This is a genomic window from Corynebacterium sphenisci DSM 44792, from assembly GCF_001941505.1.
Classification (GTDB): domain Bacteria; phylum Actinomycetota; class Actinomycetes; order Mycobacteriales; family Mycobacteriaceae; genus Corynebacterium; species Corynebacterium sphenisci.
This window is the reverse complement of record NZ_CP009248.1, coordinates 2,006,532-2,029,863: the sequence shown is the minus strand read 5'-3', so window position 1 is coordinate 2,029,863 and position 23,332 is coordinate 2,006,532. Positions and strand designations below refer to the sequence as shown.

The 23,332-nt window shown below is 75.9% G+C and carries 19 protein-coding genes; 7 read left to right on the top strand and 12 right to left on the bottom strand.

Annotated elements, in window-relative coordinates; genetic code table 11:
- Positions 1–18 precede the first annotated feature (18 nt).
- Together CSPHI_RS09175 and CSPHI_RS09170 are read right to left on the bottom strand one after the other, a co-directional pair.
- Entirely contained in the window at positions 19–1,251 is a 1,233-nt protein-coding gene (locus CSPHI_RS09175; protein ID WP_075692703.1) for a chorismate-binding protein, read from the bottom strand.
- Entirely contained in the window at positions 1,248–1,562 is a 315-nt protein-coding gene (locus CSPHI_RS09170) for a hypothetical protein (protein ID WP_075692701.1), read from the bottom strand. The genes CSPHI_RS09175 and CSPHI_RS09170 overlap by 4 nt, the downstream gene beginning before the upstream one ends.
- A gap of 91 nt (positions 1,563–1,653) precedes the next feature.
- Between CSPHI_RS09170 and metG the strand changes: the two genes are divergently transcribed.
- Entirely contained in the window at positions 1,654–3,483 is a 1,830-nt protein-coding gene (gene metG, locus CSPHI_RS09165) for a methionine--tRNA ligase (RefSeq protein ID WP_075692699.1), read from the top strand.
- 195 nt (positions 3,484–3,678) lie between these two features.
- Here the strand turns inward: metG and CSPHI_RS09160 are convergent, their stop codons facing one another.
- The 6 genes from CSPHI_RS09160 to CSPHI_RS09135 form a co-directional block, all read right to left on the bottom strand.
- Entirely contained in the window at positions 3,679–4,308 is a 630-nt protein-coding gene (locus CSPHI_RS09160) for a TetR/AcrR family transcriptional regulator (protein ID WP_075692697.1), read from the bottom strand.
- Positions 4,309–4,406: 98 nt separating this feature from the next.
- Positions 4,407–6,206: an ABC transporter ATP-binding protein gene (locus tag CSPHI_RS09155; protein WP_075692695.1), complete on the bottom strand. Its 1,800-nt coding sequence runs from the start codon at positions 6,204–6,206 to the stop codon at positions 4,407–4,409.
- Positions 6,199–8,103 carry an ABC transporter ATP-binding protein gene (locus CSPHI_RS09150; protein WP_075692694.1) on the bottom strand — a complete coding sequence of 635 codons (1,905 nt, stop codon included), beginning with the start codon at positions 8,101–8,103 and terminating at the stop codon, positions 6,199–6,201. The genes CSPHI_RS09155 and CSPHI_RS09150 overlap by 8 nt, the downstream gene beginning before the upstream one ends.
- Before the next feature lie 150 nt (positions 8,104–8,253).
- A complete protein-coding gene (locus CSPHI_RS09145) occupies positions 8,254–9,720 on the bottom strand; it encodes an ATP-binding cassette domain-containing protein (RefSeq protein WP_245803304.1) in 1,467 nt (488 codons plus the stop codon).
- Positions 9,717–10,487 (bottom strand): energy-coupling factor transporter transmembrane component T, encoded by a 771-nt coding sequence (locus tag CSPHI_RS09140; protein ID WP_169840406.1) that lies wholly within the window; start codon positions 10,485–10,487, stop codon positions 9,717–9,719. The genes CSPHI_RS09145 and CSPHI_RS09140 overlap by 4 nt, the downstream gene beginning before the upstream one ends.
- Positions 10,484–11,098 (bottom strand): MptD family putative ECF transporter S component, encoded by a 615-nt coding sequence (locus CSPHI_RS09135; protein WP_075692692.1) that lies wholly within the window; start codon positions 11,096–11,098, stop codon positions 10,484–10,486. The genes CSPHI_RS09140 and CSPHI_RS09135 overlap by 4 nt, the downstream gene beginning before the upstream one ends.
- 112 nt (positions 11,099–11,210) lie before the next feature.
- Between CSPHI_RS09135 and CSPHI_RS09130 the strand changes: the two genes are divergently transcribed.
- The 3 genes from CSPHI_RS09130 to rsmA all read left to right on the top strand — a co-directional run bounded on the left by CSPHI_RS09130 (position 11,211) and on the right by rsmA (position 14,310).
- A complete protein-coding gene (locus tag CSPHI_RS09130; protein WP_075692691.1) occupies positions 11,211–12,044 on the top strand; it encodes a TatD family hydrolase in 834 nt (277 codons plus the stop codon).
- Between the two features lie 198 nt (positions 12,045–12,242).
- Positions 12,243–13,367, top strand: coding sequence for a resuscitation-promoting factor (locus CSPHI_RS12695; RefSeq protein ID WP_281248679.1), 1,125 nt, complete (start codon positions 12,243–12,245; stop codon positions 13,365–13,367).
- Positions 13,368–13,371: 4 nt separating this feature from the next.
- Positions 13,372–14,310 carry a 16S rRNA (adenine(1518)-N(6)/adenine(1519)-N(6))-dimethyltransferase RsmA gene (rsmA, locus tag CSPHI_RS09120; RefSeq protein ID WP_084210347.1) on the top strand — a complete coding sequence of 313 codons (939 nt, stop codon included), beginning with the start codon at positions 13,372–13,374 and terminating at the stop codon, positions 14,308–14,310.
- Positions 14,311–14,330: 20 nt separating this feature from the next.
- On the opposite strand, the gene CSPHI_RS09115 is transcribed toward rsmA, so the two are convergent.
- Positions 14,331–16,388 carry a hypothetical protein gene (locus tag CSPHI_RS09115; RefSeq protein WP_075692689.1) on the bottom strand — a complete coding sequence of 686 codons (2,058 nt, stop codon included), beginning with the start codon at positions 16,386–16,388 and terminating at the stop codon, positions 14,331–14,333.
- Positions 16,389–16,474: 86 nt separating this feature from the next.
- Between CSPHI_RS09115 and CSPHI_RS09110 the strand changes: the two genes are divergently transcribed.
- Positions 16,475–17,500, top strand: a complete 1,026-nt coding sequence (locus CSPHI_RS09110) for a hypothetical protein (RefSeq protein WP_075692687.1) — start codon at positions 16,475–16,477, stop codon at positions 17,498–17,500.
- Between the two features lie 28 nt (positions 17,501–17,528).
- Positions 17,529–19,370: an ABC-F family ATP-binding cassette domain-containing protein gene (locus CSPHI_RS09105; protein ID WP_075692685.1), complete on the top strand. Its 1,842-nt coding sequence runs from the start codon at positions 17,529–17,531 to the stop codon at positions 19,368–19,370.
- A gap of 87 nt (positions 19,371–19,457) precedes the next feature.
- On the opposite strand, the gene CSPHI_RS09100 is transcribed toward CSPHI_RS09105, so the two are convergent.
- The 3 genes from CSPHI_RS09100 to CSPHI_RS09090 form a co-directional block, all read right to left on the bottom strand.
- Positions 19,458–20,576: a cation diffusion facilitator family transporter gene (locus tag CSPHI_RS09100; RefSeq protein ID WP_084210346.1), complete on the bottom strand. Its 1,119-nt coding sequence runs from the start codon at positions 20,574–20,576 to the stop codon at positions 19,458–19,460.
- A gap of 85 nt (positions 20,577–20,661) precedes the next feature.
- Positions 20,662–21,984, bottom strand: a complete 1,323-nt coding sequence (locus CSPHI_RS09095; protein ID WP_075692683.1) for a carboxylesterase family protein — start codon at positions 21,982–21,984, stop codon at positions 20,662–20,664.
- A 12-nt stretch (positions 21,985–21,996) separates the two neighbouring features.
- Positions 21,997–22,752 (bottom strand): alpha/beta fold hydrolase, encoded by a 756-nt coding sequence (locus CSPHI_RS09090; protein WP_075692681.1) that lies wholly within the window; start codon positions 22,750–22,752, stop codon positions 21,997–21,999.
- Positions 22,753–22,840: 88 nt separating this feature from the next.
- On the opposite strand from CSPHI_RS09090, the gene CSPHI_RS09085 reads away from it, so the two are divergent.
- A complete protein-coding gene (locus tag CSPHI_RS09085) occupies positions 22,841–23,317 on the top strand; it encodes a YbaN family protein (RefSeq protein ID WP_211274662.1) in 477 nt (158 codons plus the stop codon).
- The last annotated feature ends 15 nt before the right edge of the window (positions 23,318–23,332 follow it).

Below are 23,332 nucleotides of genomic sequence, written 5' to 3'. Positions count from 1 at the left end.
GCCCGTCCGGCGAGCCGCTCAGTCCAGCAGCGGCGCCGCCTTGGCGGCGATCTCGGCCCATTCCGCCGCGGCCTCCGAGTCGATGGTGATGCCCCCGCCAACCCCGGCCTCGGCGCGCAGCCGGCCGGGTTCGCCGCGGAACTCCACGGTGCGGATCGCCACGTTGAGCTCCAGCCGGACCCCGGCGGCGGCGCCCACCGCCCCGCAGTGCACCCCGCGCGGCTCCGGCTCGAGCTCCCCGATGATCCCCGCCGCCCGGAGCTTCGGGGTGCCGGTCACCGAGGCCGGCGGGAAGCAGGCGTCGATGAGCCCCGCATGCGGCAGGGCGGGATCGAGCTCCGCGGCCACCGTGGACACCAGGTGCAGCACCCCGGGCGCGGGGCGGACCTCGAGGAGCCGGTCCACCCGCACCCCGCCGACGCGGGCGACCCGGCCCAGGTCATGGCGCACCAGGTCCACGATCATGATGTTCTCCGCCACGTCCTTGCCACTGCCGGTCAGCTCCGCCGGATCCGCCCCGGCCGGCACGGTGCCCTTGATCGGGGAGGAGCGCACCGCCGCGCCATCGCGGATCAGGAACTCCTCGGGGCTCAGCGAGGCCGTCGCCACCCCGGCCCCGTCCGCGGCAACGCCCGGGAGGAACGCCGCCCGGGCCGGGTGGTGGGCGCGCAGTTTCGCGGCGAACCAGGCCTGGGCGGCCAGCTGCGCCGGCGCCGGGCCGGCCCCGCCGCCGGGCAGGGCCGCGCTGGCGTGCAGCCGGGTGGACAGGCAGGCCTGGTAGATGTCCCCGGCCCGGATGTGCTCCAGGATGGCCGCCACCCCGCGCTGATGCGCCGCCCGGTCCCCGGAGTCCCAGGTGAGCGCCGGAGGCGCCGGCGCGGGTGCGGGGGAGTCGGCCAGGGCGGTCGCGGCCAGCCCCGCGGCCACGCCGCGGTTCTCCCACCGGCCCCCGGCGAGCACCAGCACCCCGCGGTCGGCGACCGCAGCGTAGGCCTCACCGGAGTAGGGCAGCCAGCCCAGCCGCAGCCCCGGGCCGGGCCCCTCGTCCCCGGCGGGGGAGGAGGGCGCCGCCGGCCCGGGGAAGACCTCGTCGAAGGCCATCGGCCGGGTGACGGCGCCGGGGGCGACCACCGCGTCCACCCCGAACCAGTCCCCGGCGAGCACCGCGGCCGGCACACCGGCGGCGGTGAGGTTGCCGAGCACCCGGCCCGCCTCCGCGGCGGCCGCCGGATCCGGCCGGCGTGGGCTCATCGCCGGCGCGGCTTCCCGTCGCCGGCGGCGCCGGGCTTCGCCCCGTCCGCGCCGATCCCCCGGGAGGCCACCGCCCAGGCGGCCAGGCCCGCCAGGGCCACACCCAGGCCCGGGCCGACATGGCCGTTGTAGACCACCGCCGCGGCGACCGTGTACAGCAGCGCGGAGACGGTGAGCAGCACCGTGGCCCGGGTCCCCGGGGTGATCCCGGCGGGCAGCATCGGGTGCGGCCGGCCGCGGGAGGCGGCCGCAGCGCCGGTGGCGGTGTACAGGGCCAGCGCGATGAGCAGGATCGGGGTGAGCAGCTGCATGCCGCCGAGTCTAGGTGCCGAATCGGGAGGTGCGGCAGGCGGCCCGGCGGCGGCGTCCGCCGTGGTCGGGCCATGGTTTACCCTGGATGGCATGTCTCGCATCCTCGTCGCCGTCGCCTGGCCCTACGCCAACGGTCCCCGCCATATCGGACACGTCGCCGGGTTCGGGGTCCCCTCGGACGTCTTCGCCCGCTACCAGCGGATGATCGGCAACGAGGTGCTGATGATCTCCGGCACCGACGAGCACGGCACCCCGCTGCTGGTGCAGGCGGAGAAGGAGGGCGTCGCCGTCCAGGAGCTCGCCGACCGGTACAACCGGCAGATCGTCGAGGACCTCGCCGGGCTGGGCCTGTCCTATGACCTGTTCACCCGCACCACCACCCGCAACCACTACGCGGTGGTGCAGGAGCTCTTCCGGGGCCTGCACGACAACGGCTACCTGGTGCGGGAGACCATGATGGGCGCGATCAGCCCCTCGACCGGCCGCACCCTGCCGGACCGCTACATCGAGGGCACCTGCCCCATCTGCGGCGCCGGCGGCGCCCGCGGCGACCAGTGCGACAACTGCGGCAACCAGCTCGACCCGGCCGATCTCATCGACCCGGTGTCCAAGATCAACGGCGAGACCCCCGAGTTCGTGGAGACCGAGCATTTCCTGCTCGACCTGCCCGCCCTGGCCGAGAAGCTCGCCGAGTGGCTGCGTGGCCGCGACGACTGGCGGCCGAACGTGCTGAAGTTCTCCCTCAACCTGCTCGAGGACATCCGGCCCCGGGCGATGAGCCGGGACATCGACTGGGGGGTGCCGATCCCCCTGGAGGGCTGGAGCGAGGAGGCCTCGAAGAAGCTCTACGTGTGGTTCGACGCCGTGGTCGGCTACCTTTCGGCCTCCATCGAATGGGCGCACCGGATCGGCGACCCGGAGGCCTGGCGGCGCTGGTGGAACGACCCGGAGGCGCGGTCCTTCTACTTCATGGGCAAGGACAACATCACCTTCCACTCCCAGATCTGGCCGGCGGAGCTGCTCGGCTACCGGGGCGAGGGCGCCCGCGGCGGCGAGGTCGGCGAGCTCGGCGAACTGCGGCTGCCCACCGAGGTGGTCTCCAGCGAGTACCTCACCATGAGCGGGTCGAAGTTCTCCTCCTCCAAGGGCGTGGTCATCTACGTCAAGGACTTCCTCGCCGAGTTCGGCGCCGACCCGCTGCGCTACTTCATCGCGGTGGCCGGTCCGGAGAACCAGGACACCGACTTCACCTGGGACGAGTTCGTCCGCCGGGTGAACAACGAGCTGGCCAACGGCTGGGGCAACCTGGTCAACCGCACCGTGTCCATGGCGCACAAGAACTTCGGCGAGGTGCCCGAACCCGGGGAGCTCACCGCGGCGGACCGGGAGCTGCTGGAGCTCGCCGAGCGCACCTTCGGCAGCGCCGGGGAGGCCATCGGCGCCTCCCGCTTCCGCACCGGGACCACCGCGATCATGCACGTGGTGGGGGAGGCCAACGCCTACATCGCCGCCCAGGAGCCGTGGAAGCTGGCGAAGGACCCCGAGGCCCGGGGGCGCCTGGCCACCGTGCTGTGGACCGCCCTGCAGGTCGTCGCGGACTGCAACGTGATGCTCACCCCCTTCCTGCCGGCCTCGGCGCAGAAGGTGCACGAGACCCTCGGCGGGGAGGGCCTGTGGGCGGCGATGCCCCGGGTCGACGAGGTCGTCGACGATATGCCGGTGCAGCCGGTGGGCGTGGGCCTGCCGGAGCCCGGCCGCGGCTACCCGGTGATCCGCGGCGACTACGCCGCCGGCGCCGCCCGCTGGGGCCGCCGCGACATGGTCCCGGGCACGCCCCTGGCCAAGCCGAAGCCGCTGTTCGCGAAGCTCGACCCGGAGCTCGGCGAGACCGGTCCGGAGTGGGCGCCGGTGGTGCGCTGAGCCCCTCCCCGACGGGGATGGGGCGCCCCGCCGGCGCGACATGCCCGGTGGACGTGCCGAAGGGGGCGGGGGCGGTCCGGGCATGTCCGGGCCACGTGCCGGTGGCGTGTGCCCGTCGGCGGGACGCGTCGATGGGGGAGGGGCACCTCCGGCATGCCCCGCCCGGGCGGCGGGCGCGGGGCGCGCCGGGCGCGGCTAGTGCCCGGCCTCCAGCCCGGCGATAATGAACTCGACCTTGCCGTCGAGGAAGCCCCGGTCCAGCCAGGTGTCGTCGGGGACGAAGCGCCGCGATCCCTCGGGGCGGATCCGGTCCATCCGCTCCCGGGCGGCGTCCAGCCCCTCCCGGCGGATCGCGGCGACCGCGATATGGGTGACCAGCGCGGTGTCCCCGATGAAGTCCAGGGCGAACTCCATCCGGGCCTCGTCGCCGGGGAAGCCGGCGCCGCGTAGGCCGGTGACCATCTGGTCCAGGTAGCCCTGGATGTGCGCGTGTATCCCGGGGTTGTCCAGCAGCACCTCGGCCAGGCCCGGGTTCGCCTCGTAGCCGGCCCAGCAGTCGTCGGCGAAGCGGCGCAGCTGGTCCTGCCAGGACAGCGTCGGATCCGGCACCCGGAAATCCGCCGCCAGCCGGGCGAGCAGCCGGTCGAGCAGGTCCTGGCGGGAGTCCACCACCCGGTACAGGCTCGGGGTGGCCACCCCGAGCTCCTTGGCGACCCCGGTGAGGGTGAAGTCCCGGATGCCCAGGCGCAGCGCCGCGGCCTCGACGTCGGCCAGCGTGAAGATGGGCTTCGGACCGGTCTTGCGTCCCACGCGCGCTGCATTCATGCCGACGATCCTAGCGGGGGCCGCCGCGGCCCCCGCCCCGGCCGCGGGGCCGGGGCGGGGTGGGCCCGGGTGCCTCGCATGACCGGCGCCGCTCCCGCTCAGCCGGCCAGGGTCCAGCCGGTGGCGGCCTCCCGGCGGTCCCAGAACCTGCGGTAGGCGCCGCCGGCGGCGTGCAGCTGCTCGTGGGTGCCGGTTTCCGCCACCCGGCCGTGCTCGTCGAGGACGATGATCCGGTCGGCGTCGCGGATGGTGTCCAGCCGGTGCGCGATCACGATGAAGGTCGACTCCGCGCGCAGCGTCTCCACGCTGGCCAGGACGTTGGCCTCGTTCTCCGCGTCCAGGGCGCTGGTCGCCTCGTCGAAGAGCACGATCGGGGCCCTCTTCAGCAGCGCCCGGGCGATGGAGACGCGCTGGCGCTCCCCGCCGGACAGGCCCCGGCCGCCCTCGCCGACCCTCGCCGCCCAGCCGCCGGGCAGCCGCTCGGCGATCGCGGTGACCCCGGCGAGATCCGCGGCGGCGCGCACCTCGGCCCCGGTGGCCTCCGGCCGGCCCACCCGGATGTTCGCCTCCAGGGTGTCGTCGAAGAGGTACACGTCCTGGAAGACCAGGGAGAGCTGCGCCATGAGGGTTTCCGTGGGCAGCTCCCGGATGTCCGCGCCATCGACGCGCACGGTGCCGGAGTCGACGTCCCAGAACCTCGAGATCAGCCGGTGCACGGTGGTCTTGCCGCAGCCCGAGGGCCCCACCAGGGCGGTCATCGTGCCCGGTTCGGCGGTGAAGGAGAGATCCCGCAGCACCGGGTGGTCCGGGTCGTAGCCGAAGGTGACGTGGTCGAACTCGACCCGGCCGGGGGCGGTGCGCGCCGCGGTCGCGGCGGGGTCCGGCTCCGGCAGCCCGGGCGCCCCGATGATGGCGCCGGCCTCCTCCAGCGGGGGCCGGGCGATCTCCATGCTCACCACGAACCGGCCGATCGCGTCCAGACTGCGGCTGAACCGCAGGGTCAACCCGATGAAGGCCACCGCCTGCACCGGGGCGACGTCCCCGGACACCGCCAGCGCGGCCACCCCGGTGATGAGCAGCACCACGAAGGCCTGCACCACGATCCCGTTGAGGGTGAGCGCCAGCAGCGACCACCACATGTTCACCCACCGGGCCCGGTCCACCCGGGCGCAGGCCCCGCCCAGGGGCGCGAAGTCCTCGGCCCGGCCGGCCGCGCGCAGCGCCGGCTGGCAGGCGGCGTACTCCACCAGGCGGGCGGACAGCTCCGCCTGGGCGGCGCTCATCGGCCGGTCCTTGGCGCGCTTGAGCGCCTGGGCGGCGACCATCGCGGCCAGCGCCACCGGGGCGAGCAGGGTGAGGGTGAGCCCGATCCGGGGATCCCAGAACCAGCCGCCGAGGATCAGGGTGAGCACCGCGAAGGCGGAGGTCACCGCCTCCGGCATGATGTGCGCCACCCCGCCGGCGGCGGCCATGAACCCGTCGGACATGAGCCGGGACAGGCCCCCGGTGCGCTCCTTGGTGAACCAGCCCAGCGGCAGCCGGGCCAGCTGGTCGCCGATGGCGCGGTGCCCGGTGCGCAGGAAGTCGATGGCCGCGGCGTAGCCCACCCGGGCCTGCGCGTAGCGCAGCACCGCGGCGGCGACGGCCAGTCCGGCGAGCACCCACAGCCAGCCGGCCAGGCCCAGGCCGAGGGAGGGGGAGCCGGTGGCGAGCACCGTGGCCGCCGGCAGCAGGGCGAGCAGGCCGAGGCCCTCCAGCACCCCGCCGAGGGCGTGCAGGATCAGCGCCCGGGTGAGCAGCCGGCGCCCCGCGGGGGTCATCATGGCCCGGTAGCGGCCGAGCAGCAGCGGATCCCGCCAGTCGGCGACCCCGTGGCCGTGCGCGGTGGTCTCATTCATCGGTGGCGTCCTTCCCCTCGGCGCCGGCCGGGGCGGCCCCGGCGGCGTGGTCGGCGGCGCCGGCGGCGCCGCGGGCGAGCGTGATCCGGCGCAGCGCGGATCCGGTGATCTCCGCGCCGGCGAGGCGCTCGGCCACCCGGCCGCGGTCGAGCACCACCACCTGGTCGGCGCCGAGCACGGATTCCGGGCGGTGCGCGATGACCAGCACGGTGCGCCCGGCGGTGAGCCGGTTCAGGGCGGTCTGGATGTCCGCCTGGGCGTCCGGGTCGGTGGCCGACATCGCCTCGTCGAGGATGAGCACGTCGGCGTCGGCGAGCAGGGCGCGGGCGATCGCGATTCGCTGTGCCTGCCCACCGGAGAGCACCGAGTCCTCCCCGTAGACGGTGTCCAGGCCCTCCGGCAGGGCGGCGATCTCCTGGTCGATGGCGGCGTCCCGGGCGGCGGCCCAGATCTCCTCCTCGGTGGCCTCCGGGCGGGCCAGGGCGATGTTCTCGCGCAGGCTCAGCCGGGGCAGCTGCGGGTCCTGCAGCACGAAGGCCACCCGGCGGTAGAGCTCCGCCGGGCGCAGGTCGGCGATGGGCGCCCCGTCGAGCAGGATCTCGCCCTCGTCGGGGTCCTGGAAGCGGGCCAGCATGGTGGCCAGGGTGGATTTGCCGGATCCGGATTCGCCGAGCAGCGCGGTGACCGTGCCCGGTTCGAGCGTGAGGTCCACCCCGTCCAGGGCGCGGTGCTCGCCGTAGGAGAAGCCCACGCCCCGGAACTCGACCCTCCCGGCGCCGGCGGGGGCCTCGGCCTCGCCGGCGGGCAGTTCCCCGGTGGCCAGGATCTCGTGCAGCCGGTGCGCCGCCGCCCCCGCCAGCTCATAGGACCAGGCCATGTTCATCAGGGTCTCGATGCTGCCGGGCAGCACCAGGGCGATGAGCGCGGTGGCGACGACGTCGGCCGGCCCGACCGCCCCGGCGCGGACCAGGGCGGCCCCGCCGGCGACGTTGATGAGCACCAGCACCGGCACGCTGACCGCGGACAGCGAAATCGCCGAGGAGCGCAGCATGGGCTTGACCCAGTCGTAGTAGAAGTCGCCGAACTCGTCGGCGGCCCGCGCGAAGCGGGCGTGTGAGCGGCCCACCGTCCCGAAGGCCTTCACCACGGCGATGCCGTCGGCGAACTCCACCGCGGTGGCGGAGACGTGGCCCAGGCGGGTGTCCATCTCCGCGGTCTTCTCGCCCATGCCGCGCAGCATCAGCGCCTGCAGCCCCAGGTAGATGGGGATCATGGCGATGGTGAGCAGGCCCAGGCGCCAGTCGATGCTCATCGCGTAGCCGACCAGGGCCAGCGGGGTGACCACGGCGACGGTGGTGTCCACCGGGGCATGCGCGACCAGGGCGTGCAGGGTGCTCACGTCATCCTGGACGGCCTTGCGGATCCGCCCGGAGGTCTTCTCCGTGAACCAGGACAGCGGCGCCCGGGAGACCCGGTCGATGATCCGGTCGCGGAGGATGGCGCCGAGCCGCAGATCCGCGAAATGGGTGGCGGCCAGGGCGGTGAAGAGCAGCACCAGCTGGCCGAGGAAGGTGCCGATGAGCAGCATCGCGATCCGGTGCACCCGATCGGCGTCGGGGGCGACCCCGGCGGCGCGGGCGGCGAGCAGCACCTCGCCGAGGCGGACCAGGGCGATGTAGGGGGCGATGGCCAGGATCCCGGAGGCGGCGCCGAGGATCCGGCCCAGCCACAGCCGGCCGCGCACCGGGGCGAGCAGCTCCTTCAGGGCCGCCTGGCCGGCGGCACGCTTGGCCGCCGGGTCCGTCGCCGGCGGGGTGCCCGCCGGCGGCCGCGGGTCGGGTTCGGCCGGGCCGCCCGGGGCGGGCCCGGGTGGTGCGGATGCTGCGCTGCTGCTCATGTGCTCCCCTTTCCGGTGTCGTGATCCGAACCTAACACCTAAGGGGCTTAGTGGGAAGGGTGTGCGATGTATTTTTCCGCGACGCTTCCCGGCGGCGGGGATGCGCGGTGGCAGGGCGGGCGCCCGCGGCGGTGGCGGCCCGCGGCGGGCTCAGCGCGGCGAACCCGGCCCGGCCACCCGGTTCACCGCCGGCAGGTGCACCTCATGATCGGCGCAGGCCTCGATCAGCTCCTCGTCATGGGTGACCACGACCACCACCGACCCGGCATCGGCCAGGGCCCGCATCCGGGCGGCGATCGCCTCCAGATGCGCCCGGCCCACCCCGGAGGTCGGCTCGTCGAGGATGTGCACCCGCTTGTCCTGGGCCAGCGCCGAGGCGAGCACCAGGCGCTGGCGCTGCCCGCCGGAGAGCGACTGCGGATGCCGGTCCTGCAGCCCGGCGAGATCCAGGTCGGCGAGCAGCCCGGCGACGTCCACCGCGGCCGCGGCGGCGCGGTCCAGGCCCAGGGTGACCTCGTGGGCGACGGTGTCGGCGAAGAGCTGCCGGCCCACGTCCTGCATCACGATGTAGCTGGCCCGGGCCCGGGCCGGGCCGCGCAGCCGGCGCCCGGCCAGCCGGATCTCCCCGCCGCGGGCCGGGTCCGCCAGCCCGCAGATGAGCCGGGCCAGGGTGGTCTTGCCGCAGCCGTTGGGCCCGGTGAGCGCGGTGATCCGGCCGGCCGGGAACACCGCCCGGTCGATGTCCAGCACCGGCCGGCCCCGGTAGCCGAAGCGCACCGAGCGCAGCTCCAGGCCGTCCGCCGCGGCCTCCGCCGGCGGGGCCGGGGGCGCCGGCCGCTCCGGGGCGGCCAGCCGGCGCAGGCCGAGGCCGCGCCGGGTGGCCTCGTCGAGGGCGAAGAAGGACTCCCCGTCGAAGCGGCGCTCGATCCGGCCGTTCCGGAAGTACAGCACCTGGTCCACCAGATCGCGCAGGAAGTGCAGCCGGTGCTCGGCGACGACCACCGCCCGGCCCGCGGCCTTCTGCTCCGCGATCAGCCGGCGTAGCCGGCCGATCGCCTCGGCGGAGAGGTTCGAGGTGGGCTCGTCGAGCAGCAGCACCGGTGGCTCGGCGGCGATCGCGGCGGCGAAGGCGACCTGCTGGGTCTGCCCGCCGGAGAGCTCGCCCAGGCCCCGGCCGAGCAGCCCGGTGACCCCGGTGGCGGCCGCGGCGGCGCGCACCCGGGCGACCGTGGTGGCCCGGTCGGCGCCCAGGTTCTCCGAGCCGAAGGCCAGTTCGGCGAGCACCGCGTCGGTGAAGAAGCCGGTGCGCGGGTTCTGGAAGACCATCCCGGTGCTGCGCCCGGCCTCGTGCAGCGGGCGGTTCGGCACCGCCTCCCCGGCGACGGTGATCTCCCCGGTGAGCTCGCCGCGGTGGAACTGCGGCACCAGCCCGTTGAGCAACCGCAGCGCGGTGGTCTTGCCGGAGCCGGAGGGCCCGCACAGCAGGGTCACCGTGCCCGGGGCGAGCTCGAAGGAGATCCCGGACACTCCCTCCGCGGCGAGGTCCCCGGCGGTGCCGCGGGCGTAGCGGAACCCCGCCCCGGCGACCCGCACCGCGGGATCCGCCCCGGCGCTCACGGCAGCCCCCAGCCGCCGTAGTTGGCCACGAGCAGGCCCACGATCATGGCGAGCACCACCGCGTCGACGGCGCGCGGGCCCAGCGGGGCGATGCCCCGGGGCCTGCCCGGGGCGCCCAGGCCGCGCACCATGGCGGCGGCGGCCAGCTCATCGCCGGCGCGCACCACGGTGGTCAGCAGCGGGATGAGCACCAGCTCCCCGGTGCGCACCGGATGCGCGGCCAGGCCCCGGGAATCGGGGCGCAGCCCGCGCAGGGTCATCGCGTCGATGACCGCGGCGGCCTCCACCGCGATCACCGGCAGGACGCGCAGCACCACCGCCAGCGGCACCACCACCGCGTTCGGCAGCCGCAGCCGGCGCAGCGCCTCGATCAGCTCGGTGGGCTTGAGCGAGGTCACCGCCCACCAGCCGGCGGCGATTGCCACCGAGAAGCGGCCGAACCAGAAGCCGAAGAGGCTCACCGCCGCGGTGAGGCCGTTGGCCGCGAGCCGCGGGGCGGCGACGGCGGCGCCGAAGCAGATCAGGAAGACCAGGGCGAAGCGCACCGCGGCCCGGCGCCGGCCGGCCACGGCGAGCAGCGCCACCGCGCAGGCCGAGGCGGCGGTGGGCACGCTCAGGGTGGGCGCGCCCAGGGCGAGCACGTTCGCGGTGAGCAGGAAGAGCAGCACGGTGCGCGGATCCGGGCGGGCCGCCGGGCGCACCCGGGCGGCGGCGATCGGGTCCGCGGCGGCCTCCCCGGCCGCGGCGGCGGGGGCGGGCCCGGTCACGCCAGACCGGAGCGCTCGAAGTGGCGGCGGGTGGCGCGCACCCCGAGCAGCCCGCCGAGCAGGCCGAGGATGAACACGGCCACCGCCCAGGCCGGCAGCACCCAGCCCTGGAAGAGCTCCTGCATCCGCCGCGAGTAGTCGGCGCCCATGGTCTCGTCGACGTAGGTCCAGTACCCGGCCGGGTCGAGCACGATGGGCAGCAGCGGCACCATGTACCACAGGCTCATCACCGCGTAGGCGAGGGGGAAGCGCTTCGCGGACAGGCCGTCGCGGCGGCGGGCGGCGAGGATGGCGTCGCCGGCCAGGCCCAGCAGCGGGGCGAGGATCGGGGTGAACCAGGGGTGCCCGGTGGCCCAGAAGAGCAGCCCGTTGACGAGGCCGATGAGGGCCAGGGCGCCGAACTTCGGGGTGCGGGAGACGTAGAGCGCGATCACGATGCCGTTGAGCAGGATGCCCAGCCCGTAGCCGAGGAACATCACCCAGGGGGCGATGATGCCGAGCATCCCGGTGCCGAAGACGACGACGAAGTAGAGGGCGGCGAAGACGCCGACGTTGATGAAGTCGCGGGTGCCGAGCCGGCCGGCGGCGACGGCGGTGTTCGTGGTGGCCATGCGGTGGTCCCCTTTCTCATGGCGGGCGCGGGCGCGCCCGAAAACCCCGCCTATCCTAACAGCTAAGGGCATTAGGTCAAGTGTCCGCGCCCCGCGCCTACACTCGGGGCCCATGTCCAGGAAGAAGCGCCCCGTCGCCCGCCCCGCCGCCCCGATGGGGCCGCTGTTCGACGCGCACACCCACCTCGCCTCCTGCGGCGCCCGCGATGACGCGGCCGTCGCCGCGCTCATGGACCGCGCCGCCGCGGCCGGGGTGGTGGGGGTGTGCACCGTCGGCGACGGCCTGGCCGAGACCGAGCTCGCCGCCGCGGCCGCCCGCGGCCACGACCGGGTGTGGGCGGCCGCCGCGATCCACCCCACCCGGGCCGGGGAGCTCGACGAAGCCGCCCGGGCCCGGCTCGCCGAGCTCGCCGCCGAACCCCGGGTGGTCGCCGTCGGGGAGACCGGCCTGGACTGGTACTGGCTGGGCAAAATGGACGGCTGCGCGGACCGGGGGACCCAGCTCGAGGCCCTGCGCTGGCATATGGATCTCGCCCGCGAGGTCGGCAAACCGCTGATGATCCACAACCGGGAGGCCGACGAGGACCTCCTCGCCGCGCTCGAGGGCTACGACCATCCGGTGATCCTGCACTGCTTCAGCTCCCCGCCGGCGGTCGCCCGGGAGGCGCTGGGCCGCGGCTACGTGCTCTCCTTCACCGGCAACGTCACCTTCAAGCGCAACGACCACCTGCGCGCCGCGGTCGCCGAGGCCCCGGCGGGGCAGCTGCTGGTGGAGACCGACGCGCCCTACATGACCGCCGAACCCCACCGGGGCGCGCGCAATGAGCCGGCCTTCATCGGCCACCAGGTGCGCTGCATGGCGGAGGTCCGCGGGGTCGCCGCCGAGGAGATGGCCGCGCTGCTCACCGGCAACGCCGCGCGGATCTACGGCATCGACCTGGGCTGAGCCGGGCCCGCGCCGCGCCGCCGGCGGCCGTGGCGGATGTGGCGGACGGGTCGGCTGGGGCGGATGCGCGTTGAGCTGCGCGGATCGCCCCGGACCGGGGTGGACAGCCGCGGCGCCGTTACCGTACTGTTATTGCGATATCGCGGGCCCGGGGCATCCGGGCCACGCGGCCCCCGAGCACCCGAGGAACCCCCGCACGTGAGCAACACCGCCAAGCGCACCGTCAACCCCCGCAACACCCGGGCCGCCGCGCCCATGAAGTTCGGGGCCGCCACCCTGGTCGTGGCCATGGCCGCCGGCGGCGGGGTCGCCGCCGCCACCCAGAAGACCGTCACCGTCGAGGTCGACGGCCAGGTGCGCCAGGTCTCCGTCATCTACGGCGGCCTGGACCGGGTGCTCGACTCCGCCGAGGTCGATCTCGGCGCCGGCGACGAGGTCATCGCCCAGGACACCGTCACCGACGGCGACCGGATCATCGTGCGCACCGCCAAGCCGGTCACCCTCGTCGTCGACGGGGTGCGCCGGGAGCTGACCACCACCGCCGCCACCGTGCGCGAGATGCTCGCCGAACTGCCCGACCTGGACGGCGCCGCCGTCGACGGCTCCGGCCGGATCCCCGCCGACGGGGTGGAGCTGGCGATCACCACCCCGAAGGAGATCGAGCTCGCCGATGACGGCCACGTCGCCCGGATGAGCCTGCCCGCGGCCACCGTCGCCGAGGTGCTGAAGATGCGCGGCATCGAGCTCGGCCCCGGCGACAGCGTCACCCCCGACCCGGCCACGAAGGTGGTGCAGGGCCTGCGCATCGCGGTGTCCCGGATCATCGAGCGCGAGATCGTGGAGGACGTCGAGGTGGCCCCCGGGGAGGAGGTCATCGAGGACCCGGAGATGTTCGAGGACGAGTGGGAGGTCATCGAGGAGGGCGTCCCCGGGCAGAAGCGGGTCACCTACAAGGTGACCACCCGCGACGGCGAGGAGCTCGCCCGCGACGTCGTCGCCGAGGAGCCGATGCGCGAGGCCACCGCCACCCTGGTGCGCCGCGGCACCAAGGCCCGCCCCGCCGCCCCGGCCGCCGGCTACGGCGTCTGGGACGAGCTCGCCCAGTGCGAGTCCGGCGGCGACTGGCACATCGACAACGGCAACGGCTTCTCCGGCGGGCTGCAGTTCACCGACTCCACCTGGGCCGCCTACGGCGGCACCGAGTACGCCCCGCGGGCCAGCCAGGCCAGCCGGGAGCAGCAGATCGCGGTCGCCGAGCGCGTCCAGGCCGGGCAGGGCTGGGGCGCCTGGCCCGCCTGCTCCGCCCAGCTGGGCCTCATCTAGGGCCTTGGCCGCCGACCACCCCGGCGCGCCCCCGGTGCGCTACCTCGGCCCCGCCGAGATCCGCGATCTCGCCACCGGCCTGGGGCTCTCGCCGACGAAGAAGCTGGGCCAGAACTTCGTGCACGACCCCAACACGGTGCGCCGGATCGTCGACGCCGCCGGCATCGGCCCCGGCGACCACCCCGTGGAGGTCGGCCCCGGCCTGGGCTCGCTCACCCTCGCCCTGCTGGACCGCTGCGGCCGGGCCAGCGCCGTGGAAATCGACCCCCGGCTCGCCGAGCTGCTGCCCGCCACCTGCGCCGAACGCGCCCCCGGCCGCCCGCTGCGGCTGGTGCGCGCCGACGCCATGACCGTCACCGCCGCCGATCTCGCCGCCGCGGAGGTGCACGGCGGCACCGCCGCCGCGCTCGCCGACCCGCCCACCGCCCTGGTGGCGAACCTGCCCTACAACGTCTCCGTGCCGGTGCTGCTGCACATGCTCGCCGAGTTCCCCGGCATCCGCACCGTGCTGGTGATGGTGCAGGCCGAGGTCGCCGACCGGCTCGCCGCGGCCCCCGGGTCCCGGGCCTACGGGGTGCCCAGCGTCAAGGCCGCCTTCCACGGCCGGGTGCGCCGGGCCGGCGCCATCGGCCGCACCGTCTTCTGGCCCGCCCCGAAGGTCGACTCCGGGCTGGTGCGGATCGACGTCTTCGGCCCCGGCTCCCCGGCCGGGGAGGCCCCCTGGCCGGTGGACGCCGCCACCCGGGAGGCGGTGTGGCCCCTGGTGGACGCCGCCTTCGCGCAACGCCGGAAGACCCTGCGCGCGGCGCTGGCCGGGCACTACGGCTCCGCGGCGGCCGCGGAGGCGGCGCTGCGCGCCGCCGGCGTCGACCCCGGCCTGCGCGGGGAGCGCCTGGGCGTCGCCGATTTCGTCCGCCTCGCCGGGGTGGCCGCCGGCCGGTAGCGCGCCGGCCCCGCCGCGGATCAGCCCGCGGGCCGATCCCGGCCCCCGGGGCCGGCCGCCGCCGGGGCGGCGGCGCCGGGGGCCGCATCGGCGCCCGCGGCGGGCTCGGAGATGCCGAGCAGCCGGTTGAAGAAGCAGGTGAGCTTGCCGTGCCGGCCGAGGATCACCACGACCAGGGCGAGCGCCAGGGTGATCCCCGCGGTCCAGGCGAAGTTCATCGGCGAGGGCTCCAGCACCGCCCCGGTGAAGGAGGGCACCGCCACCAGCAGCGAGGCCACCGCCAGACCCCGCTCCATCCGGGTGCGCTTGCGCTCCTCCCGATCGCGCTTGCGCTGGGCCGCCTCGGCCTTCTGCTGCCCGGCGAGGCCGGAGAGGATCTCGTGGCGCAGGGTGAGGTCCTCGGTGAGCTCGGCGAGCTGCGCCGGGATGTCCAGCCGATCCTGCATCGCCTGCAGCATCGCGGAGGCCACCGGCCGGCGGGGCACATGGCCGAACCACAGGTTCTTGCGGTAATCCAGCATCATGCCGTTCAACCTGGTCAGCCCCGCGTAGGCGCGGGCGATCTCCCTGCCGGCGGCGCGGTCCGGCGGATCCCCGCCATCGCCGTGCCGGGGGTCCACCGCCGCGGCGCCCTCCGCGGGGGTGGCGTCGAGCGCGTCCGCGGCCTCGGCGAGGTACTCCAGCCCGTAGAGCTGCCGCATCGCCAGCACCGCCAGGTCGACGTCCCGGGTCTGCGCCAGGCGCAGCGGCTCCCCGTACCGGGAGGAGTCCGGCTCGGTGCGGATCGTGGTCATCCCCCAGCCGGTGACGTAATCCGCCCACCCCTCGCGCAGCTCCAGGCTGTCGCGCCCGGCGCCCTCGGCGGTGTCCGGGGGCAGCGCGGAGGAGGTGTCGGCGCCGGTGGACAGCAGCAGCCCCCACTGCCGTGCCCGGGTCCACGCGGGGTCGGCGTAGCTGAGGTCCGTGGCCTCGGCGATCGGGCAGGCCGGCAGCCCCCGGCCGGGCACCGGCAGCGCCGCGACGGTGGTGTACAGCCGCCGCCGATCGGAGGCGTCGTTCTCCTGCCGGGCCTCGGAGCGCACCCGGGTGTGGCCGGCCCGGATGGCGAAGATGACGCTGGTCCCGCCGGCCTCCCCCGCCGGGGCGAGATCCAGCTCCTGCGGCAGGTGCAGGCCCCGCGGATCGGCGGCGGCGAGCAGCTCCGCCGCGATCGCCGCATGATCCGGTTTCCGGGTGGCGGCATCGTAGTGCCGGTGCTCCAGGAGGATCACCTTGACGTGGTACTCCAGCAGCTCCGAGGCGCTGAGCGTGCGCGGCGCCACCCCGTCGCCGGCGTCGAAGGCCATCCGCGCGTACGGCTTGACCTCCCCGGTGGGCGGGCGCAGCGCCGCGGTGGGCGCCCCGGTGCGCAGGCTCTGCCGGAAGGCCACCAGATCCTGGGCATGCGGGGCCTCCAGGGCGAGCTGGGCGACGAGGAAGTCCATGCTGTCGGTGCGGTGCTGGCCGGTGAACCGGAGCACCTCCACGCTGCGCAGGTCGATATGGCCCCGGTGCGCCAGGTCCGCGATGCGCAGGGTGCCGCGGAGGCTCGCCTGGCAGTCCTCGGCCTCCCCCCAGTGCCCGTTGCCGCCGCGGCGCTCCCGTTCCAGCAGCGTCGAATCGAGGTTGATCCCCGGATCCGGGAAGACGGTGCCGTCCGCGCTGCAGGTGGCCCCGGCGTCGGGGAGGCTGCCGGTGGCCCGCCACAGCCGGCGCGGGAACCACTGCTCCGGCGCCCGGTAGACGCCGGCGAGCTCCCCGCCGTCGGGCTGGCGGACCGCGGCGATGCCCCGGTAGCGGCCCGGGTGGAAGCGGTTGCCCAGGGCGGCCTCCGCCCCGGGGGAGCAGAGGTTCACCGGGATGATCACGCTCATCAGGACCAGGCGGAACCGGTCGCCGCACCGGGCCGGGTCGGCCAGCAGGGCGGCCTCGGCCTCGCCCAGGGCGGATTCCTGCCGCCGCTGGGTCCATTTCAGGCAGTCGGGGACCACGCATGAGGTCCCCGCGGCGGTGGCGCGGGTGGCGGCTGCGGTGCTCATGGGCCGAGCACACCGCGGGGCGGCCCCGCCGGGCCAGTGGCGCGAGGAGCGTTCCCCGCCGGCGGGCGCGGATAGGATCGGGCATCATGCGCCTCGCCACCTCCGCCGACCCCGCCGCGGGCGCGGCCGCGGTCGCCACGGCGCCGCTGCTGCTCGCCCCGCATCTGGCGCTGGCCGGGGACGGCTCGGCCACCGCGGTGGTGGTCCCGCTGTCCCAGCGGGTGCGGGCCCGCGCCCGGTGGGCGACCGCCGGCGATGCGGCCCCGGCCCCGTTCGGGCCGGCGGATCCGCCGGTGCGGGTGGCCTACCACGGGTTCTGGACCCCGCCGGCGGCCACCGCGCCGGGCTCGCCGCTGCATGCCGCGGCGGCCGCGGTGGCCCGCGCCGCCGCCGCCGCGGGCACCGCCCCGGCCGGCGCCGCCCTGGAGGTGGCCGCGACGATCCCGGCCCCGCCGCAGGCCGGCCTCGCCGCGGTGGACGCGGCCGTGGCCGCCGCCCTGGTCGCCGCGGACGCGGTGGCCGGCACCCGGCTCGGCGCGGCCGGGCTCGCGGAGGTCGCCGGCTGCCCGCCGGTGGCCGGCGGCGCCCCGCTGGCCGGGGTGGCGCTGGCCGGCTCCGCCGCGCTGGCTCGCCTCCCCCGGCTCGCACCCGGGGAGCCCGCCGCGCCAACCCGGCACAGCCCGGTGCTCGATCGCGGCGCCGTGCACTGGGTGCTCTCCCTGGTCAACGAGGACCCGGGCCGGGACGCGGTGCTGGCCACCCTGGCCCGGATCCGCGCCACCCGGGCGGTGCCCCGGGCCGGGGACCCGGGGCCGCTGCTGCGGGCGCTGGCCGCCGGGGACGCCGCCGCCGCGGCGGCGGCCATGGTCAACGACCTGGCCCCGGCGACGGTGTCGCTGCTGCCCCGGCTGCGCCGGACCCTCAAGGCGGGTGCGGACCTGGGCGCCCTGGCCGGTATCGTGTGCGGGGCGGGTTCGGCGGTGGCGCTGGCCTGGCCGGATCGGGCCGCGGCGCTGGATGCGGCGGCGCAGCTGGCCACCACCGGCGCCGGGGCGTGGACGCTCGCGGCGGCGCAGGCCGGCCCGGGCGCCCGGCTGGAGCCGGTGCGGTAGTCGACGTGGAAGGCGGGATGGGCGGACGATGGCCAACCTGGTGAACCTGGAGAAGGTGTCGAAGTCCTTCGGGCTGAAGACGCTGCTCGACGAGGTGAGCCTGGGGGTGCACTCCGGCGACCGGATCGGGGTGGTCGGCCTCAACGGGGGCGGCAAGTCCACGCTGCTGCGGATCCTCGCCGGGGTGGAGCCGGCCGATGCCGGCCGGGTCTCGCACAACGGGGACATGACCATGGCGCTGGTCGCCCAGGACGTGGGCCTGGATCCGGGGGCCACCGTCTTCGACTCGGTGATCGCCCCGCTGGGCCTCGCCGAGCACGAGTGGGCCGGCGACGCCCGGGTGCGCGAGGTCCTCGACGGCCTGGGCATCGGGGCGCTGGGCCTGGACACGAAGGTCGGCGGGCTCTCCGGCGGGGAGCGCCGCCGGGTGAACCTCGCCGCGGCGCTGGTGCGGGATCTGGACCTGCTGGTGCTCGACGAGCCGACGAACCACCTGGACATCGAGGGGGTGCGCTGGCTGGCCGATCATGTGCTGGCCCGGCGCTCCGCGCTGGTGGTGGTCACCCACGACCGCTGGTTCCTGGACACCGTGGCCACCCGCACCTGGGAGGTCCACGACGGGGTGGTGGACCAGTACGAGGGCGGCTACAACGACTGGACCTTCGCCCGGGCCGAACGCGCCCGGCAGGCCGATGCCGCGGATGCCCGGCGGCGCAACCTGGCCCGCAAGGAGCTGGCCTGGCTGCGCCGGGGCGCCCCGGCGCGGACCTCGAAGCCCCGTTACCGGGTGGAGGCCGCCGAGGCGTTGATCGCCGATGTGCCGCCCCCGCGGGACACCGTGCAGCTGATGAGCTTCGCCCGCACCCGGCAGGGCCGCACCGTGATCGATCTGGAGGACGCGGAGGTGCGCAGCCCCGATGGCCGGGTGCTGGTCGCCGATCTCACCTGGCGGCTGGCCCCGGGGGAGCGGATCGGCCTGGTCGGGGTGAACGGCTCCGGGAAGACCACCCTGCTGCGCGCCCTCGCCGGGGAGCATCCGCTGGCCGCCGGGCGCCGGGTGCAGGGGGTGACCACCCGGGTGGGCCAGCTGCGCCAGGAGCTCGACGATCTGCCCACCGGCATGCGGGTGATCGAGGCGGTGGAGGACGTCGCCGCCCGGATCGAGATGGGCGGCCGGGAGTTCACCGCCGCGCAGCTCGCGGAGCGGCTCGGCTTCCCGCCGAAGCGGCAGCGCACCCCGGTCGGCGATCTCTCCGGCGGGGAGCGCCGCCGGCTGCAGCTCACCCGGGTGCTGATGGGGGAGCCGAATGTGCTGCTGCTCGATGAGCCGACCAATGACCTGGACATCGACACCCTGCAGGAGCTGGAGGATCTGCTCGACGGCTGGCCGGGCACCCTGGTGGTGATCTCCCACGACCGCTACCTGGTGGAGCGGGTCTGCGACTCCACCTGGGCGCTGTTCGGCGACGGGGAGCTGACCCACCTGCCCGGCGGGATCGACGAGTACCTGCGGCGCCGCCGGGACCTGGCCGCCGCCGGGGACGCCGGCAAGGGCGCCGGCCGGGCCGCGCCCGCCGCGGGGGGCCCGGACGCCGCCGGGTCGGGCGGGGACGGGTCGGCCGCCCCCGCGCCGGGGTCGGCGGAGCAGCGCCGGATGCAGAAGGAGATGCGCGCCCTGGAGCGGCGGCTGGCGAAGCTCGAGGAGCGCGAGGGGGCGATCCACCGGGAGATGGCCGCGGCCAGCGCGGACCCGGCGAACCTGGACGCGGCGAAGCTCGCCGCCCTGGACGCGGAGCTGGCGGAGCTGGCCGGCGAACGCGAGGGGATCGAGCTGGAGTGGCTGGGCCTCGGCGAGGCCCTGGAGGGCTGAGCCCGGCCCGAGCGCGGGGCGGATGCGGCGGCGCCGCCGGGGATCCGGGGATCTCCGGCGGCGCCGGGAGCGGGGTGGCCGGGCGGGTCAGGGGTGCATGTCCGCCTCATGGCCGGCATGCGCCGGCTCCTCGATCTGGATGGTGGAGTGGTCGATGCCGAAGCGTTCGCGCAGCACGTCCTGGGCGGCGTCGAGCAGGTCGCAGCCCGGATCCGCCGCCGGATCGGCGACCAGGTGCGCGGTGAGCAGCACCTCGGTGCCGGAGACCGACCAGACGTGCAGATCGTGCACTTCGGCGACCCCGTCGATGGCCTCCAGGGCGGCGCGGATCTCGGCGGCGTCGATGCCGGCGGGGGTGCGCTCCATGAGGATGCCCAGGCAGCGCAGCAGCAGCTGCACGCTGCGCGGCACGATGAGCCCGGCCAGCAGCAGGGAGATCACCGCGTCGATGGCGTTCCAGCCGGTGGCCGCGATGACGATGCCGGAGATGATCACCGCCACCGAGCCCAGGGCGTCGACCAGCACGTGCAGGTAGGCGCCGCGGATGTTCACCGAGTCCTTCGCCGGGGCGGCCAGCAGCATCATGCCGATGAGGTTGGCCACCAGGCCGACCACGGCGACGATGATCATCGGGGTGGTGTGGATCTCCACCTCCTCGCCGGTCATCCGGCGCACCGCGCCGTAGGCGATGACGATCCCGATGCCCAGCACGGTGAGCGCGTTGACCAGGGCGGCGAGCACCTCGGCGCGGCGCAGCCCGTAGGTGGAGCTGTCCGTGGCCGCGCGCCGGCCGATGAGCAGCGCCACCAGGGCCATGATCAGCCCGGCGGCGTCGGTGAGCATGTGCCCGGCGTCGGCGAGCAGCGCCAGGGAGCCGGTGAGCCAGCCGCCGATCGCCTCGGCGAGGAAGATGGTGGTGGTCAGCGCGACGACGGCGAGCAGCCGGCGCGGGGAGTCGGGCACATGGGAGTGGTCGTGGTCATGGCCGTGTCCGTGGCCGTGATCGTGGCCGAGCAGCCCGCCGTGGCCGCGATCGTGGCCGTGGTGCCCGGGGTCGTCGTGGTCGTGGCATTCGTGGGCCTCGGCCCCGGCGGCGCAGCAGGCGCCGTGGGCGTGGTCGCGGTGGCCGGCCTCGGTGTCGCGGCAGGTGCCGTGGTCGTGGTCGTCGTGGTCATGCGGATGCCGGTGATCCGGATGATCGCTCATGCGTCCTCCTTGGGTTGCCCGCAAGGCTAATGGAAAAGCGATGCCCCGTCTACCTGCGTAAATGCGTAGGCGTTTTCAATAAGGCCTAGAATGTGCCGAGCTGCAGGAAGGCCGCTGCGCGTTGCGGCTCCCGGATCCGGCCGGTGCGCGCGAAATCCGCCCAGATCCGGCGCAGCTCGGCGCCCTCGGCATGCGTCCGCGACCAGGGCACGTCCGAGGTCAGCGCGCTGCCGCGCCAGCATTCCCGGTCGCCGAAGAGCAGCGGCAGGTCCGAGGTGTGCGCCGCGCGCAGCGGATTGCCGGGCCCGCCCCAGTCCAGCAGGTAGCGGTACCCCCGGCCGCCCCCGGCGACCCAGTTGGCGAGAAAGCCGTCCAGGCCGTAGGTGCGCTCGGCGTAGCGGGAGACCAGGGCGTCGAAGACCCGGCCCCCGCCGGGCAGCCGGCGCACCCGGCGCAGCGCCGGGTGATCCGCCATGAACAGCGCCGGCTCCCGGGCGGTGCGCCCGATGAGCAGCCCCACCCGGCCGGCCACCGCGCGCCAGGCGGCGTCGAGCTCCTCCTCCGGCGGCAGCGGGGGTGCGCCGTAGGCGAGCCCGAAGGGCATCGCCGCCTGGGGGCCGAGCCCCCGCGCGGCGGCCTCGGCGCGCCGCGCCGCGGCGAGCATCTCCGCGGTCGGGGCGTCCGCCGGCGGTGGGCCGGCGGCGTCCCGCATCGCCGCGAGCATCGGCGACCGGCCGCGGATGAAGCCCACCGGGGCGCTCTGCACGATCGCGCGGGCCACCCGCAGCGGCAGCGCCCCGGCGCCGACCGCGGCGAGGATGCCCAGCACCGCGTCCGCGCCCGCGGACTGGCCGGCCAGGGTGATGTTCGCCGGGTCCCCGCCGAAGCCGGCGATATTGCGCGCGGTCCACGCCAGTGCCCGGTCGATGTCCAGCAGCGCCAGGTTCGCCTCCCCGAGGAAGCCGTAGACGCCGAGCCGGTAGCCCACGGTGACCACCACCACGTCCTGCTCGGCGACCAGCCGGGCCGGGTCATTGGCCGCCGCGTCGGCGGCCCCGGAGGTGTAGGCCCCGCCGTGCACCCAGACCAGCACCGGGCGGCCGCCGCCGTCCCCGGCGGCGCCGGCCGGGGCGGTCACGGACAGCCGCAGGCAGTCCTCGTCCTGGGCCGGGGCGGCCGCGTGCGGGGCGAGCAGTGCCGCCACCGCCGAGGGGTTCTGCGGGCAGGCCGGGCCCGCCGCACGCGCGTCCACCGTCGTCGCCGGGGTGGCGTCGGCCACCGGGGCGGGGGCGGCGTAGCGCTCGGCGCGGGCGTAGCGGATGCCGCGGAAGCGCTCCACCGGGCCATCGGCGAGCCCTAGGAACCGGCCCGCCGGGGCTTCGGCCACCGGGCCATGGGGATCCTTCATGCCCCGATACTGTCACGCCAGGTAGGGTCCCGCCCAGCAGGCGATGAGATCCGCGGCCCGCGCCGCCGCACCGCGGTGCACCAGCCGGTGATCCGCCCCGTCCAGGGTGGCCAGCGCCTTCGGCCAGGCCGCCCCGGCGAAGAGCGCCTCGGCGTGGTCGAGGCCGATCACCTCGTCGTCGGGGGAGTGCAGCACCAGCAGCGGCACCCCCAGCGCGGCCAGCGTCGCCGCCGGATCATGGGCGTCCAGGGTGGCGATGAAGGAGTCGGAGAGCCGCACCGTGCGCCCGGCCAGGGTGATCTCGCGCACCCCGCGCGCATCGGGGGCGCCGAAGAGCTCGGCGAAGCGGTGGATCACCGGGCCCGGCCGGTAGGGGGCGGCCACCGTGGCCACCGCCCGCACCCCGGGCAGGTCGACCGCGGCGCCCAGCGCCGCGGCCCCGCCCAGGCTGTGCCCGACCAGCAGCCCCGGGGCGCGGCCGGCGGCGGCCAGGGCCGCATGCGCCGCGCGCAGATCCGCGATGTCCCGGTTGAGGCCGCTGTCGGCGAGGTCCCCGGGGGAGTCGCCCACCCCGGTGAAGTCGATCCGCGCCGCGCCGATCCCGTGCGCGGCCAGGCCGCGGGCGATCCGGGCGGCGGCGGGGGATTTGCGGCCGCAGGCGAAGCAGTGCGCGATGAGCGCCCAGCCGCGCACCGGCCCGGCCGGATGATCGATGCTCGCCGCGAGCTCGCCGGCGGCCCCGGGCAGCCGGAGATGTTCGGTGGCCATGGGCACCAGGGTAACGGGGCGGCGCGGCGGGTTCCGGCGATCCGGCCACGGCGCTAAGGTGAGGGTCGACTAAGACGGAGGTGGACCCATGGCCGAGCCCGAGATCCCCGCCGAGCCCGCCGGGGCCGCAGTGCCGACCGTGCCGGCGCCGACCGGGCCGGCGGCGCCGGAGGGGCCCGCCGGGCGGGCGGGCCCGCGGCCGGTGCGCGGCCCGCTGCGGGTGCTGCTGCTGGTGCTCGGCACCATCTGCGCGGGCATCGGCGCCCTCGGGGTGGTGCTGCCGCTGCTGCCCACCACGCCCTTCCTGCTGCTGGCCGCGGTGTGCTTCGCCCGGGCCTCGACCCGGCTGCATGACGCGCTGCTGGCGCACCGGGTGCTCGGGCCCTACATCCGCGACTACCGCAACGGCGCCATGACCCGCGGCCAGCTGACCCGCACCATCGGGCTGCTCTGGGCGAGCCTCGTCCTGTCCTCGGTGATCGTGGCCAAGCCCGTGGTGTGGGTGGTGCTCGCCGTCATCGGCATCGCGGTGAGCTGGCATCTGCTGAGCATGCGCCGGCGCTGACCGGCGCGCCCGCGG

What these genes read in the sequence shown, in the direction of transcription:
- CSPHI_RS09175 (WP_075692703.1), bottom strand. Translation starts at nt 1,251, where the DNA reads ATGAGCCCACGCCGGCCGGATCCGGCGGCCGCCGCGGAGGCGGGCCGG.
- CSPHI_RS09170 (WP_075692701.1), bottom strand. Translation starts at nt 1,562, where the DNA reads ATGCAGCTGCTCACCCCGATCCTGCTCATCGCGCTGGCCCTGTACACC.
- metG (WP_075692699.1), top strand. Translation starts at nt 1,654, where the DNA reads ATGTCTCGCATCCTCGTCGCCGTCGCCTGGCCCTACGCCAACGGTCCC.
- CSPHI_RS09160 (WP_075692697.1), bottom strand. Translation starts at nt 4,308, where the DNA reads ATGAATGCAGCGCGCGTGGGACGCAAGACCGGTCCGAAGCCCATCTTC.
- CSPHI_RS09155 (WP_075692695.1), bottom strand. Translation starts at nt 6,206, where the DNA reads ATGAATGAGACCACCGCGCACGGCCACGGGGTCGCCGACTGGCGGGAT.
- CSPHI_RS09150 (WP_075692694.1), bottom strand. Translation starts at nt 8,103, where the DNA reads ATGAGCAGCAGCGCAGCATCCGCACCACCCGGGCCCGCCCCGGGCGGC.
- CSPHI_RS09135 (WP_075692692.1), bottom strand. Translation starts at nt 11,098, where the DNA reads ATGGCCACCACGAACACCGCCGTCGCCGCCGGCCGGCTCGGCACCCGC.
- CSPHI_RS09130 (WP_075692691.1), top strand. Translation starts at nt 11,211, where the DNA reads ATGTCCAGGAAGAAGCGCCCCGTCGCCCGCCCCGCCGCCCCGATGGGG.
- CSPHI_RS09115 (WP_075692689.1), bottom strand. Translation starts at nt 16,388, where the DNA reads ATGAGCACCGCAGCCGCCACCCGCGCCACCGCCGCGGGGACCTCATGC.
- CSPHI_RS09110 (WP_075692687.1), top strand. Translation starts at nt 16,475, where the DNA reads ATGCGCCTCGCCACCTCCGCCGACCCCGCCGCGGGCGCGGCCGCGGTC.
- CSPHI_RS09105 (WP_075692685.1), top strand. Translation starts at nt 17,529, where the DNA reads ATGGCCAACCTGGTGAACCTGGAGAAGGTGTCGAAGTCCTTCGGGCTG.
- CSPHI_RS09100 (WP_084210346.1), bottom strand. Translation starts at nt 20,576, where the DNA reads ATGAGCGATCATCCGGATCACCGGCATCCGCATGACCACGACGACCAC.
- CSPHI_RS09095 (WP_075692683.1), bottom strand. Translation starts at nt 21,984, where the DNA reads ATGAAGGATCCCCATGGCCCGGTGGCCGAAGCCCCGGCGGGCCGGTTC.
- CSPHI_RS09090 (WP_075692681.1), bottom strand. Translation starts at nt 22,752, where the DNA reads ATGGCCACCGAACATCTCCGGCTGCCCGGGGCCGCCGGCGAGCTCGCG.
- CSPHI_RS09085 (WP_211274662.1), top strand. Translation starts at nt 22,841, where the DNA reads ATGGCCGAGCCCGAGATCCCCGCCGAGCCCGCCGGGGCCGCAGTGCCG.